Here is a 14,589-nt window from a genome sequence, read left to right on the forward strand (position 1 = left end):
TGAGTAGGTTGTGAAGCAAGAGTACGGACACTCCACGGCACGCGTACGGCGTCGATCCGTTTCCCTATCATCAAACAATGTTACGGGTTTCGAGCCGTACGCTATACGATGCGGTAGCAAGCCGCCGTTTTATCCAAATTACGTCTTTGTGAAGTTAAGCTATGAGGCAGCATACACCTCCTCTCGTACACGTGGGGCCTGCGTATCCGTACCGGGGGGGCATTGCGCAGTTTACAGCGCTTACCGCCCGCGCCATGCACGAGGTCGGACATCCGCCTATGCTGTGCACGTTTCAGCGGCAGTATCCGCGTTGGCTGTTTCCGGGACGTACGCAAACGGTAGAGCACGATGCCCCACCCGCAGATTTGCCACGCCCCGAGCGGCGCATCGACACGCTGAATCCGTGGACCTGGCACCGCACGGCGCAGTGGATGCGTAGCGGAGCCTACAGCGGGGCTATCTTTCAGTACTGGATGCCCTTCATGGCGCCTCCGTTTGGGTGGATGGCCCGCCGGATGCGTGCTGCCGGGTATCCCGCTGTGGCTGTCGTTCACAACGCACTGCCCCACGAGCGCCACTGGGGCGACGCTTGGCTGACCCGGTGGTTTCTGAACAGTGTAGACGGAGCCGTTGCACTCTCCGAAGCGGTGGAAGCCGACATCCGCCAACTGGCCCCGCATCTTCCGGTACGCCATGTGCCCCATCCCACCTACACGCAGTTTGGCACCGGGCCAACGCGTGCCGAAGCACGAGCGCATCTTAACCTCCCTGAAAACACGCCTGTAGCGCTCTTCTTTGGGTTCGTGCGTCGGTATAAAGGGCTGGATGTGTTGCTGAATGCCTGGCCCGCAGTGCAGCAAACTCACCCCGATGCCCATCTGATGATCGCCGGAGAAGCCTACGACGATCCCGCCCCCTACCGGGCCCAGATGCGCGCCTGTCCGCGGCCCACCCAGGTGCACTGGAGCAACCAGTACATTCCAGATGACGAGGTAGCTACTTATTTTGCTGCGGCCGATGTGGTTGTGCAGCCATATCGCCACGCCACACAAAGTGGTGTCGTGCGCATTGCTGCCCATGCGAACCGTCCGGTTATCGTAACCAACGTAGGCGGACTGGCCGAGAGCGTGGACCCCGGGCGCACTGGCTTTGTGGTGCCCCCCGATGATGCCGAAGCGCTTGCACAGGCCCTACAGACAGCGTTCGAGCGTCGGGCCGAACTGCAGGGGCCATACGACAACAGCGCAACCCAGGAGACGCTAGCTCGTGCACTGTGCGAGTTGATAAATAACTCAGGATCAACTGGTTAGGTCGTTCCACACACACAGGCACGCAGCAAGCAACCCTACGAATCCTGCAAAAAAAAACCTGAAGATACCCAGTTGCTTCCGAACTCCCGGTCTGCTCCATCCGTACGTGGGCTCGTGATAAACGAAACGGCCTGTTGAGGGGGCCGCTTGTAGAATCGTTTCTGTCTTTTCGTCTCCGTTTATGAGTGCTACCCGTCTTTCGTACGAATCAGTGGTTGGCTGCCGGGTCGGGCGCTGGCCGTTTGGAATGCCAAGCCAGGCCATCTGCTACCGGGTTGAACACACTCTCATTGATACCGGCCCGCCCAATCAGTGGCGAGCGGTGCGACGGTTCGTTGAGGAGGAGCATCAGGCGCATGGGATTGAGCGGGTGGTCTGTACACATCACCATGAAGACCATTCGGGCAACGCAGCACGTATTCAGAAACTGTTGGATGTGCCGGTGTATGCCCCCGAAAAAAGTCTGGAGCGGCTTGAAGAGGGATTCCCAATCGAAATATATCGTCGCATCGTGTGGGGCACTCCGCCGTTCGTAACCGCGCAGCCCCTACCCGAGACGCTCCCACTTGCCTCTGGCGCGACGCTCCGTGCACATCCGGCCCCCGGTCATGCCGATGACATGGTGTGCCTGCACATCCCCGAACGCCGGTGGCTCTTTACTGCCGATCTGTTCCTCTCGCCTCGTGTTGAGTATCTCCGCTACGATGAGGATGTATACGCGCTCGCCGACTCGCTGCACCGCATGGCGCAGCTTAATGCCGATACGCTGTTCTGCGGGCATCGGGGCGTGGTGGAGCATGGCGCACAGGCGTTGCAAACAAAAGCTCGGTATCTCGAAGCACTCTGTGGACAAGTGAACCGGCGGTATTATCGTGAGCAGCAGCCCCTGCCGCGGATTCAGCGTGAGTTGTTGGGGCGTGAAGGGCTGTTGCGCTGGGTCACCGGTGGCGACTTCTCCAAAAGCAACCTCATTGATTCGTGCATTCGCCATGACGATAGTGCACCAGGGGGGACCTACGACATGATCACCACCCCAACTCCGATGCAGTAGTGGTGTGGTCACACCTGAATGTTATGGTATGGAGTGGACTCGCGTTGAAGCATCTCAAACCAAATGTTCTGTCATGTTGAGCAAGCGAAGGGCCCTCAGGGCCCGAAGCGCGTCGAAACATCTCCTCGGCGCTCAGCAGCTACTGGCAAACCAACAGCCCTGCCCATTTCGAGGGAGATCTTTACTCACTACGTTCGTCAGTCGCTTCGCTCGTGTCAGGACTCCGCACCTGCTAGACGCAGTTGCTCCGCTCAAGATGACATCATTAAGACGGGGGTGTTGCAACCCAAACATTGATCTCTGACAGAGAAGTAGGGCTGTGTCACACCTGAATGTTATAGTCCAAAATTGTCATCGCGAGGAGGGAGTCCTGCGACTGACGCGGCGATCTCATGCCGTTGATTGGGCGGCTACATCCGATCTGGTAGCAATGAGATTGCTTCGCTCCGCTCGCAATGACAAGGTTGTGGATTTTTCTCGGTATGATAGGGTGCACATGCGTTACCCAAACTTTGACCTGTGACAGAGCAGTAGTACTTTGGCACACCTGAATCCTGGGGTGGATCATGAGCTATCAACACTTATAGTCATCCCAGACAAGGCGCCCCAGCGCCGCAGAGCCGGGATCTACCCTGACAACAAGCCGGATCATAGAGACCTTGCACGCTGGGTAGCGGCTCAATAGCCGCCCGGGATATCCGCTCCGCTCCTGATCCCGGGCTACGGAACGGCACGATGTGAGTACAATCCATAGCCGGGGAGCGCTTGCATTCCCGGCAGTCAGAGCATTCCGATTGTGCTTTTGTTTGGTGCAGGTATCCATCAGCATTCGGTGACATTCACCGGGATCTGGGCAGCCAGGCCGCCCTCGGAGGTTTCCTTGTACTTGCTGCTCATATCGCGTGCGGTTTCCCACATCGACTGGATCGCGGTGTCGAGCGGAACCTTCGCCTGCGCGGGGTCGCTTTCGAGCGCAATGTTGCTGGCCGTAATTGCTTTGATGGCGCCCATCGAGTTGCGTTCGATGCACGGCACCTGCACAAGTCCGCCTACCGGATCGCAGGTGAGGCCCAGGTGGTGTTCCATCGCGATTTCGGCAGCCATCAGTGTTTGTTCGACCCCACCGCCAGAGCATTCAGTGAGTGCGGCACTGGCCATGGCCGAGGAGACGCCGATCTCGGCCTGGCAGCCGCCCATCGCTGCGGAGATGGTAGCGCCTTGCTTGAAGAGGCTGCCGATTTGGGCCGCTGTAAGCAAAAAGCGGGGGACATCGTCTCGGGTTCCTCCACTAAAACACAGATAGTACATGAGCACCGCCGGGATGACCCCCGCGGCGCCGTTGGTGGGAGCCGTAACCACGCGGCCAAACGAGGCGTTTTCTTCGTTCACGGCAATGGCAAACGCACTGACCCACTTCAAGATGGTTTGGAATCGGTCGTCGTTGGTGCGAATCGCCTCAATCCACGATGAAGCCCCGTCGTAGCTGGGCATATCCTCATGGGCATCGATCAGTGCGTCGTGCATGCGGGCCGCACGGCGCGATACGTCGAGTCCGCCGGGAAGTGTGCCGGTGGTGTGGCAGCCCCGGTACATGCAGCGCTTCATCACATCCCATATCTCCAACAAGCGGGCATCGATTTCAGCGTCGGAGCGCCAGACGCGTTCGTTACGCCGCACCAGTTCTGAGACTGAGTACCCGTTATGTTCGCAATGGTCTTTTAGGTCATTGCCCGTGCCACAAGGGTAGGGCAGCGTCACATCGTAAGTCTGCTCATCCTCGTTTTCAGTGTCCGACTCATGCACTACGAAGCCACCACCTACCGAGTAGTAGGTATCATCGGTGGTGGTGTCATCGTCGAATGTGGTGTGGATGGTGAGCGCATTGGCATGGTAGGGCCGCGTCTCATTACGCTTGAAAACCAGGTCGTCGTCAGGGTCGAATGCAACGGTGTGTGTGTCATTGAGCGCGATCTGCTTCAGGTCGCGAATCGTTTCGACGCGCGTTTCGACGGCCTTCACCGGAATGGTTTCAGGATCTTCGCCCCGCAGTCCGAGCAACAACGCTTTGTCGGTGCCGTGGCCCTTGCCCGTTTTCGCTAACGAGCCGTATAGTGTGATGGCGACATGCGTCACCTCCGTCAGCCGATTCATGTCGGCCAAACGCTGCACATGTTGGCGGCAAGCTACCCAGGGCCCCATGGTGTGCGAACTGGATGGCCCAATGCCAATCTTGAAAATGTCGAACGCGCTAATGGGCTCAGGCGCACGCTTCGCAGGCGTGGCCGATGCCGGAGCGCCCGATGGGTCTGCAGTGCTTTTCATGATGCACAAAGGGGTGTCTCAACAGAACGTGAGGGAAAGCGCTCCGTGAATGTATCAGGAAGCGCTTCCAGGTGCGTTATGGATAGGAACGCGCTGCGGGGGGTGGGTTCCAAAGAGTACGTAACCTTAACGCACGCGGCGGGCTGTTTGTTGGCCTCCTGAGAATTCCTACTACGGCGTGTTCGGGATTGCTCTAATACCGGCGGCTATCAAAGGGGAGGCCCCAGCGTAGCCCAATCGACGGATTCAGGTACCGATCGCGGTCGCGTTCGGCATCCAGCAGCACTTCCGCTCGCACGGCGCCTTCAAGAAGCAGTTGCGGGAGCAGTTCAACGCCAACATATCCTTCTGCGGTCCACTGCGTCTGACGTACGCCATGGAGCATAGGCACGTTGTTACTGCTTACGCGTGTTTGGTTGGAACGTGTGGCATCGCCCCCAAAATTTTCATCGGCGGTGTTTCGTCCGCGTACGGTGTAGGCGGCATGCACAGCTGCTTGCCAGGCACTTGGCGGGTCGTACTCGGCGATAAGCGCCACATCAATGCTATTGGGGCCGGTGGGATACCCCAGTCCGTCATCCCAATGAGCGTAAGCGTTCGGCACATACGTGTGAGCATAGATGTACGGACGCAGTCGTGCAAATTCGCCACGCACCGCCCAGCTTGAATAGCTGGGCGGCACCCAATGTGCACCAACCATCCAGGCCCACTTGTTGCCCCACCACTGCTGTCCGATCTGGTTGACATCCAGTTCGTCGAGGATAAACTGGCCGTACAGCCGCAGTCCGGGCGTTGCCACCCAGCCGGCATCGATGCCTACGATGGCGCGGTCGGGGCTGCCCAACTCGCGCTCCACGGCTCGCAGAAAGATCAGCGGATTTAGAAATGCAATGTCGTATCCAGTGCGCGTAACCGTGGAATCGCGCTCGGGTGCCATGACGATGGTCTCAAACAGGCCAACTTCAAACCGGTCGGACAGGTTAATGGCCAGCCGGTGCGAAGCCCCGTAGCTTTTGGGGCGGCGATCGAGATCTACCTCTTCATCTGGAGCCGAAGGGCCGGCTGGGGCCGCGTAGCGTGTAAACAGATTGGTGTACTGCACACGCCAGAACGAGGTGCGAATCTGAAGCTGGTTGTACGGCGCACTGAAGTTAGAGAGCATCACCGAGCCCGGTCCATGGCCCCATCGGTTCTGGTCGCGTCCGAAGCGCACCTCAAAGAAGCGACTTCGGAAACCTACCACGCCTCGAAAGTCGGCATAGTCGTAGGTCCGGTCGTCGCGCACCGAAATGGCACCGCGGCGAGGTACGGTGGTACGGCCTTCCGTCTGCATCTGAGCGCGTGGCGGACGGACGCGGTTGGCGGTGAACTGTCCGTCGTAGAAGAAGTGACGCCACACACGCCCACGTACACGCAGTCCAGCGGTGCCGCGCCAGGTTTCCATTGTCCGGTCGCGATTGGGAAAGCCGGTTTGCTCCAGCCCTCCGATTGTGCTATACAGCAGCGGATTGACATTCAGCGTCCCCCAGTCGCCGACGGTGCTATACATGTCGAATCCATTTGCGTAGAGGCGTCTTGTTGAGCGGTCGGGGCCCTCGCGATACCGATCCAGGTGTCGCTGTTCATTTGGTGAGAGATCGGTACGCTGCTCGTGCAGGCTATCAAGATAGGCTCCCACCTCGTACCACGAGAGCGGTTGATGCGACAGTACGGCGCGAGGCAGCCGGTCGAGCGTTTGCTGGCGCTCCAAAAACCGATGCGCCTGGTCGTTCACGCGCAGCACGCCGTCTTGCGCTATCGGCACCTGTGGAAGAGCGTATTGCGTTGTATCCGCCGGGGGATTGGTTGAGTCAGATGGCGGCGTGTGGGCCCAAACCAGTGTAGGCTCTGCTCCTAATCCAACAAGCAACACAAGACAGAACGAGCATGTCCACACCAAGAAGCGGTCGATACGCATGAGCAAGCAATTCGTGGGAAGCGACACCGTCTACTCAACAAACGAGTTTTGGGTCGGAGATACAAGCGGCGACGTTAAGGTTGCATAATGTACACGTCGGAAGCAAAACCTTGTGCTATCCGTATGGGGGGATCCGTGTATCGCTTTTTGCTCGTCCGACACTGCGCTTTGCCTATGCCAAACGGAACCCGAGGTTTATTCTGCAACCGTACGCTTAACTTGCGCGGTATCAGCGCAATTGGGTACGATATGGATTACACCCTGGTGCATTACCACATGCGTGAGTGGGAAGAGCGGGCCTACTCCTATTTAAAGCAGGGACTTAGCGAGCGCGGCTGGCCCGTTGATGATCTCACGTTTCAGCCTGAAATGGTGATCCGTGGTCTCATTCTAGACACCAAACGAGGCAACGTGGTCAAGGCCAACCGGTTTGGCTACATCAAGCGGGCGTTTCATGGGACCCGCCCCCTCGACCGCGATACAAAGAAAAACACCTATGAGCGGATTTTAGTCGATCTGAGCGACGACCGCTGGCAATTCTTGAACACGTTGTTCTCCATTTCAGCGGCATGTATGTACATGCAACTGGTGGATCTGATGGACGACGGCAAGCTATCGAGCTCGATGAGTTACCACACGCTGTACGAGGAAGTGCAGTCCACCCTCGATACCGCCCACATGGAAGGGCGTCTGAAGAAAGAGATTGTGGCTTCGCCCGAGCAGTTTGTTGATGTAGATGAGGAGATGCCGCTAGCGCTGCTTGACCAGAAAGCCGCCGGGCGCAAGCTACTGCTGATTACGAACTCGGAATGGGCGTATGCACAGCCGATGCTCGACTACGTGTTTAACCCGTATCTGCCAGGAGAGATGACGTGGAGCGATCTGTTCGACATCTCGATTGTCGGCGCGCGCAAACCAGACTTCTTTTCGGTGCGGATGCCCGCGTTCCGGGTTGTATCCGAAGATGGCATGCTGCGTGAGCACACCGGCGGCCCACTCGCTGAAGATGCGGTCTATGTGGGGGCCAACGCGTCGCTTGTAGAAGAGACGCTTGGTCTCTCAGGCGAGGAAATTCTGTACGTGGGCGACCACCTGTTTGTGGATGTGAACATCACCAAGAAGGTGCTGCGCTGGCGCACCGCACTGGTTGTGCGCGAACTGGAAGAGGAGATCCTGGCCTTCCAGATGTTTCATGAGAAGCAGCGTGAGCTTACCGAGCTCATGAAAAAAAAGAACGAGATGGAGAAGGAGTACTCAAGGATGCGCCTCAACGTGCAGCGCCTCCGCAAAGGGTACGGCCCAACCAACAACGAATCGCCAAAGCGCTTGGAGCGCGAGATGGCCGACTTGCGCGAAAAGTTGGTGGCCCTTGATGAAGAGATTGCTCCGTTGGCACAGCAAGCCGGGCAGCTCGGAAACGAGAACTGGGGGCCGATCATGCGCACGGGTAAAGACAAGAGCCTTTTTGCTCGGCAGGTCGAACGGTATGCCGATGTGTACACCGGACGGGTGTCTAACTTCCTGCACCACACGCCGTTTGTGTATCTGCGATCGTACCGCGGCAACCTGCCCCACGATGCGGTTTCACTTCCCGATTCCGAGCTGGCCGCTCCCTGATCGGCAGCAGGCAGGCGACCGCTCACGACGCATCGTGAGACTCGTTCGCATCAGCAGCATCCACATCCGGGGGTAACGCCTCGGCCATGCGGATCCCTTCGTCCTCGTCTACGCGCAGCAGCAACAGGCCGCCGATGATAAAAAACAGCAGCACCGTTGTGATGCCTACACGCTGACTGGCAAACAGGCTGGTGATCCAGCCCAACAGGAGCGGTCCCAGGAACGCCGTGAGTTTACCGGAGAAAGCAAAGAAGCCAAAGAACTCGTTTTCTTTGGTGGGAGGCGTAAAGCGTCCCAAGAGCGAGCGGCTGGAGGCCTGGTTGGGCCCGACGAGCAGACCAAGCAGAACGCCTGCGGCCCAAAACCACGGTTCGCTTGGGGCCACCGCTGCCATGATAACGGCAATAGAAATGCCTACAATGCTAATCAGAATGGTGGGCTTAGCCCCAATCCAGTCGTCGATCCACCCGAACGCAAACGCGCCAATTCCAGCAGCCACGTTCAGTACAATGCCAAATATGATGATGCCTTCAGTATCAAATCCAAACGTACCCGCGGCATAAATCCCACCGAACGCAAAGATGGTCACGATCCCGTCGTTGTAAAAAAAGCGCGCCGCCAGCAGCCAGAACGCATGCTTGTACCGCTGAATGGATTGGAAGGTGGTCTTTAGCTGTTCATTGGTGGCCGCAATGAGCCCTTTTTCAGAAGGTTCAAATAGGCGATGTTTAGGCTCGGGTACCATGAAAAACAGCGGCAGAGCAAACACCGCGTACCAGCCCGCTACAAGCAGGTTGGTCGCACGGATATTGGCATGGGTATCGGGATCCAGTCCAAAAAGCGGGGGTTCGGGCCAGACGAAGACCACCAGTGCCAGGATCAGGCTGGCGAGTCCGCCCAAGTATCCCACGAACCACCCGATGCCAGACACCCGTCCCATCGTTTTGGTGCTGGATATTTCGGGTAGAAAGGCGTTGTAAAAGACGTAGGACAGTTCAAACGCCACGTTGGCAATAACGAACACCGTAAGGGCAAAGAGCACTTCGCCTTCATTCGGGAAGAAGAGCGCCACCGAAGCGACAATGCATACTACGGTAGCAATCCCCAGGAAGCGTTTACGATACCCGCCACGGTCGGCCATAGCGCCCAGGTAGGGTGATGCCCCGGCGACAATAATTGCGGCAATCGCCACGGCCCACGACCATTGGGTAGTGCCTGTTACTGAGTCGGTGGCGATCACCTCGGTAAAAAAGGTGGCGTAGACAAAGGTGACCACCAAGGTGGTAAATGCCTGGTTTGCAAAGTCGTAGAGCGACCAGGCACCAATCACGCGGCGGTTTAGCGGAGCATCGGCAGAGGTAGGCACAGGCACACGGTAAGTAACTCAAAACCATCGGCGCTGCAACATACGACGAAAGCTGCCGGAGAGGCAACTTGTGATGGGATGAAGCTACACTATCATAACGCAAGCCTGCGTGTGAACCGGCTTACGTGTCACACCTGAATGGTATGGTATGGAGACCGTGCCAAACTCCGTGTCTCAACCCCCTCCAAAAAACCTGTCATGGTGAGCGCAGCCGAACCATCTCCCCGACGCTCAGCAGGCTCTGATCGAGCGGCCCTGCTCATTTCGGGGGAGATCTTTCGACTCCGCGTCTCCTAGGCGGAGCCGCTACGCTCAAGATGACATCATTTAAAGGAGTGCGGTGCAACCCGAAGATTGATCTGTGACACAGCACTACAGCCCCTTCACCGCTTCCGTCGTTTCATTAACGGCTTCCTTAGCATCGGCGAAGAGCATGCGAGTGTTCTCTTGATAGAAGAGTTCGTTTGGCACCCCTGAGTAGCCCGGGCTCAGGCTGCGTTTGATGACGACGACCGTCTCGGCTTCGTCCACATTTAGAATTGGCATACCAGCGATGGGGCTGCCCGAGGCGCGGCGCGCTGCCGGATTAACCACATCGTTGGCTCCAATCACCAGCGCCACATCCGTTGATGAAAACAAACTGTTGATCTGGTCCATCTCGTAGAGTTGCTCGTACGGCACATCGGCTTCTGCCAGCAGCACATTCATGTGGCCCGGCATACGCCCAGCCACTGGGTGAATGGCATAGCTGACCTCCACGCCCTTGTTCTGCAGCCGATCGGCCAGTTCGCGTACGGCGTGCTGGGCCTGCGCCACAGCGAGTCCGTAGCCCGGCACAATGATGATGCGCTCGGCATAGGAGGCAAGAATGGCAAGATCCTGCGGACTCGTTTCTTTCACGCTCTTGCCTTCGGGGATGTCAAGGGCCTCGCTTGTAGACGAGTCGCCTCCGAATCCGCCAAGCATAACATTGAGGAGCGAGCGGTTCATCGCATCGCACATCTGCATGGTAAGCATGAATCCGGCAGCGCCCACCAACGTGCCACTCACAATAAGCGCCGTGTTATCAAGCACGAACCCGGTGGCAGCGGCTGCGAGTCCGGAGTACGAGTTAAGCAGCGCCACCACCACAGGCATATCGGCACCTCCAATGGGGAAGACGAGGAAGAGGCCCATCAGTGCCGCTGCTACAGCGATTCCGATACCTGCATACAGCGTGATATCGGGGTCGGTGGCAAGCTCGGGCGCCCCAATGAGCAGCCCGGCAATCCCCGCGATGCCACCAAGCAGGAGCAATCCGGTTACGAACTGTACGCCCGGAAAGGTGATGGGATTACCCGACAGAATGCCTTGCAGCTTCCCAAACGCAACCAGGCTACCCGTAAAGGTAATCATGCCAATGAGCAGGCTAAGCCCAATGACTAGCGCCAGGGTAGGCGAGTACGCGCTTGCATCCACCAGACGGCTGCCCTGCAGGTACTGGGCGAGTTCGGCGCCCGCCACGAAGGCAGACGCCGCGCCTCCGAATCCGTTAAACACCGCTACCAGTTCGGGCATTGAGGTCATGGGCGTGCGAAACGCAAGGAGCATCCCGATAGCGCCCCCGATCACGACGCCGGCCAACAAGAGCGGCCACGACAATATTTCGTGTACGAAGAGTGTAGCCACCACCGCGGTGAACATGCCCAGAGCAGCCAGGGCGTTTCCGCTGCGGGCCGTGGGCGGCGTTTGCATGCGCTTCAGTCCGAGCACAAACAGCACAGCCGAAAGCAAATACGCAAGTTCAAGAATAGGCATGTTCAGGCAGGAGCGTTATGAGGACGCGGAGGCATCGGCAGAGGAGGGGGGCGTTTTTTTGCGGCCAAACATGCGTAGCATACGATCGGTGACGAGAAAACCACCCACGACGTTAATCGTAGCCACGACCAGAGCACCGAAGCCGAGAGCGGTAGCCCACCACGCATCGCTCATTCCAGCAGCAATGATAGCTCCCACGATGGTAATTCCGCTGATGGCATTCGCGCCAGACATTAGCGGTGTGTGCAGGGTCTGCGGTACTTTAGTCAGCACCTCGGTACCAAGAAGGGCCGCCAGCACAAAGATGATCAGGTTTTCAATCATAGCGGATGTGGAGGGTTAGGCGTCTTTCGAATCGGAAAGCAGGCTGCGCACGCGTTCATTACGGATCGTTCCTTCGTGTACCGCGCACATCGCGTCGATAATGTCGTCGTCGAAGTCGAGCGTAAGGGTGCCCTCTTCGTCGAGCAGGTAGTCGAGCAGGGCGCGCACGGTGTTCGCAAACAGCTCGCTGGCATGCACAGGCATGGAGGCAGGCAGGTTGGTTGGCCCCATGATGTGCACGTTATGTTTGGTGACCGTGCTGCCGGGCTCGGTGAGCGCGCAGTTGCCGCCATTGGGAGCGGCGAGGTCCACGATGACGGACCCGGGCGCCATATCCTCAACCGCTGCTTCGTTAATGACTAGCGGAGCGGGGCGCCCGGGGATGAGCGCCGTTGTAATCACCACATCCGAGGCAGCGATGTGCGGACGCAGCAGTTCGGGCTGCCGCTCTTGCTTGGCCTGTTCGAGTTCCCTTGCGTAGCCGTCGTCGCCCTCCGAGAGCGAGGTATCCAGTTCCAGCTCCACAAACGAAGCGCCGAGGCTTTCGATTTCCTCACGCGTGGCATCGCGGATGTCGTAGCCCCGCACCTTCGCGCCAAGTCGCTTGGCGGTAGCGATAGCCTGCAGCCCGGCGACCCCAGCCCCCACCACCAGCACGCGGGCCGGACGGATGGTGCCGGCGGCGGTGCTCATGAGCGGAAAAAACTTGGGGAGGCGTAGTGCAGCCTCCAGGGTTGCGCGGTAGCCAGCCAATGAACTCATCGCCGAGAGCACATCCATCGACTGAGCGCGCGAGATGCGTGGTACCAACTCCATCGGCAGCGCCGTAGCGCCCTGCTCCGCCAAATCGCCGAGCGCCTCAGGGTCATCAAGCGGCGAAAGCAGTCCGAGCACGGTTTGCGATTCGGTGAAGGCGGCGCGGCGCTTGGGGGGAGGCGCAGCCAGCGTCAAGACCAGATCAGCTGCATACGCTTCATCGTCATCAACGATGGTTGCACCCGCCGATTCGTAGGCTGAGTCGGTATGATGGGCTGCAGATCCTGCCCCGGATGCTATGTGAATGGCTAAACCATGCGTATTTATCAAGTGCTGCACCACCGTAGGAGTCAGCGCAGCACGGGTTTCATCATCCGCAAAGGCACGGGGCAAACCGAGCGTGTAGGCCATGGGGACAGCAGAAGAACAATACAAATAGGATAGCTAACCTACAGACGGGTTGCGCTCTGTATCGTTTAACGTGCGCCTACATCGTTACAGGACGGCGAAGCAAGCCAAGCGCCATCCATTGCGTTCGATGCAATGCCAGCAACATCCGACGCATAGAAGCAAATGGGTTAACCGTCTAACAGAAAAGCCGATCAAGTCCCGATCGTTGTGTAAAGAGGTCTTCTGTCAGGCTTCAAAGTTAAGCGGCTTTGGGTACGGGATTGTTGGGCACGGGATTGTTGGGCTGCCTATCAGCGTATTCGAGCTGCGCCCTCCATTGGACGTACGCGTCCATGGTGAGGTATCTCCGGCCATGGCCCCACTCTTCGTGCTGTTCAGCACAGAGCGCTCCGATCAACCGCCAGGCCGATTGCATATTTGGAAAGATACGCACGACCTTCTCGCGCCTACGGATCTCCTCAATGAACCGTTCGATCATGTTGCTCGTCCGGAGGCGGCGCCGGTACTTCGCGGGAAGGGCCAGGACAGCGGTGGCGTCTTCGAAGCCCGCTTCCAGTACTTTGAGAGCAGTCGGGGCCTTCTCCTGAAGCTCGGGCGTGACTCGCTCCAGCGCTTTGCGCGCATCCTCTGGGCTTGGGGCCTCCAGGATCTTGTCAAGCATCTCATGTACGCGCTCTTTGCGGGAGGCCGGCACGCGGTCGACTACGTTGCGCCGAAAGTGGGCCTGGCAGCGTTGCCATATCGAACCCGGGAAGCAACGCTGTATCGCTCCGCGTAGCCCTTCATGAGCATCTGAGGTGATCACCTCCACGCCCGAGAGCCCACGCGCCTTCAGGTTCGAGAGGAAGGTTCTCCAGCCTTCGCCCGTCTCACGAAAGCCGACGTTGATCCCGAGAATCTCCCGGTAGCCCTCTTCACTGATTCCTATGGCAATCATCATGTAACCCCTAATCACCGTAGTGGATCGCACGGCCTGCTGACGCCGCACCTTCACCTGCATCGCATCGACAATGAGGAAGGGGTATTCATGCTCTAACTCACGTTCGGCCCAGGCTGCTACCTGCTCATCAAGGGTCTGCGCCAGGCGCGAGACGGTCTGTCGGCTAAAGCGTCGCCCGCACAGCTCATTGGTAATCTTCTTCACCTTGCGGGTCGAGACGCCCTGGACCACCATCTCCATCAAGGCCAGCACGAGGGCTTTCTCGTTGCGTTGATAGCGCTCAAAGAGTTCCGTTTTGAAGGTGCCTTTGCGATCACGGGGCACCTCCAGTTCGAGCGTTCCAACACGCGTAGTGAGCTTGCGTGTGTAGGACCCATTGCGGTACCCCCGGCGCTGCTCGGTTTGTTCACTGGGTCCGGCACCGAGGTGCGCAGTCATCTCTGCCTGAAGCAACTGATTGAACAGCGCCTCGGTCAACACCTCCATGCCGCGCTCGCCAAAAAGCATCGCTTGGATTTTCTCTTCTGATATCGTAAACTGTAAGTCGGCCATCGTTGGTATGTTAGGTTTGTGATTGGTGGATCTTTCTATAACCTAACAGAAGACGGTGGCTTTTTTCTATCGGCTCGACTGCTTTACACAAGAATAAGGACTCAACCGAAAAGCCCCTGCGACGAAAGGTTTGCGTTAAACCAGACGACGCAGAGGCTTTAGATAGGATTAAGTATCCCTTCGTTA

10 protein-coding genes are annotated in these 14,589 nt (G+C 58.1%); 3 read left to right on the plus strand and 7 right to left on the minus strand.

Annotated elements, in window-relative coordinates; genetic code table 11:
- The first annotated feature begins 161 nt into the window (after positions 1-161).
- Both ACZ5AL_RS01585 and ACZ5AL_RS01590 read left to right on the plus strand, forming a co-directional pair.
- On the plus strand, positions 162-1,310 hold the full coding sequence (locus ACZ5AL_RS01585) for a glycosyltransferase (protein ID WP_464511727.1): 1,149 nt from the start codon (positions 162-164) through the stop codon (positions 1,308-1,310).
- Positions 1,311-1,491: 181 nt separating this feature from the next.
- Positions 1,492-2,361, plus strand: a complete 870-nt coding sequence (locus tag ACZ5AL_RS01590; protein WP_464511728.1) for an MBL fold metallo-hydrolase — start codon at positions 1,492-1,494, stop codon at positions 2,359-2,361.
- Positions 2,362-3,183: 822 nt separating this feature from the next.
- Here the strand turns inward: ACZ5AL_RS01590 and ACZ5AL_RS01595 are convergent.
- Both ACZ5AL_RS01595 and ACZ5AL_RS01600 read right to left on the minus strand, forming a co-directional pair.
- Positions 3,184-4,683: an L-serine ammonia-lyase gene (locus ACZ5AL_RS01595; RefSeq protein WP_464511729.1), complete on the minus strand. Its 1,500-nt coding sequence runs from the start codon at positions 4,681-4,683 to the stop codon at positions 3,184-3,186.
- A gap of 193 nt (positions 4,684-4,876) precedes the next feature.
- Entirely contained in the window at positions 4,877-6,640 is a 1,764-nt protein-coding gene (locus tag ACZ5AL_RS01600; RefSeq protein WP_464511731.1) for a hypothetical protein, read from the minus strand.
- Positions 6,641-6,814: 174 nt separating this feature from the next.
- Between ACZ5AL_RS01600 and ACZ5AL_RS01605 the strand changes: the two genes are divergently transcribed.
- Positions 6,815-8,257, plus strand: coding sequence for an HAD-IG family 5'-nucleotidase (locus ACZ5AL_RS01605; RefSeq protein ID WP_464511732.1), 1,443 nt, complete (start codon positions 6,815-6,817; stop codon positions 8,255-8,257).
- Positions 8,258-8,279: 22 nt separating this feature from the next.
- Here ACZ5AL_RS01605 and ACZ5AL_RS01610 read toward each other — a convergent pair whose 3' ends face one another.
- The 5 genes from ACZ5AL_RS01610 to ACZ5AL_RS01630 all read right to left on the minus strand — a co-directional run bounded on the left by ACZ5AL_RS01610 (position 8,280) and on the right by ACZ5AL_RS01630 (position 14,403).
- Positions 8,280-9,623 (minus strand): MFS transporter, encoded by a 1,344-nt coding sequence (locus tag ACZ5AL_RS01610; protein WP_464511733.1) that lies wholly within the window; start codon positions 9,621-9,623, stop codon positions 8,280-8,282.
- Positions 9,624-9,995: 372 nt separating this feature from the next.
- On the minus strand, positions 9,996-11,426 hold the full coding sequence (locus ACZ5AL_RS01615) for an NAD(P)(+) transhydrogenase (Re/Si-specific) subunit beta (protein ID WP_464513308.1): 1,431 nt from the start codon (positions 11,424-11,426) through the stop codon (positions 9,996-9,998).
- 9 nt (positions 11,427-11,435) lie between these two features.
- Positions 11,436-11,744, minus strand: coding sequence for an NAD(P) transhydrogenase subunit alpha part 2 (locus tag ACZ5AL_RS01620; protein ID WP_353562705.1), 309 nt, complete (start codon positions 11,742-11,744; stop codon positions 11,436-11,438).
- A 15-nt stretch (positions 11,745-11,759) separates the two neighbouring features.
- Positions 11,760-12,911, minus strand: coding sequence for a Re/Si-specific NAD(P)(+) transhydrogenase subunit alpha (locus tag ACZ5AL_RS01625; protein ID WP_464511735.1), 1,152 nt, complete (start codon positions 12,909-12,911; stop codon positions 11,760-11,762).
- A 238-nt stretch (positions 12,912-13,149) separates the two neighbouring features.
- Positions 13,150-14,403: an IS256 family transposase gene (locus ACZ5AL_RS01630; protein WP_464511736.1), complete on the minus strand. Its 1,254-nt coding sequence runs from the start codon at positions 14,401-14,403 to the stop codon at positions 13,150-13,152.
- Positions 14,404-14,589: the final 186 nt, after the last annotated feature.

Source organism: Natronotalea proteinilytica (genome assembly GCF_055379935.1).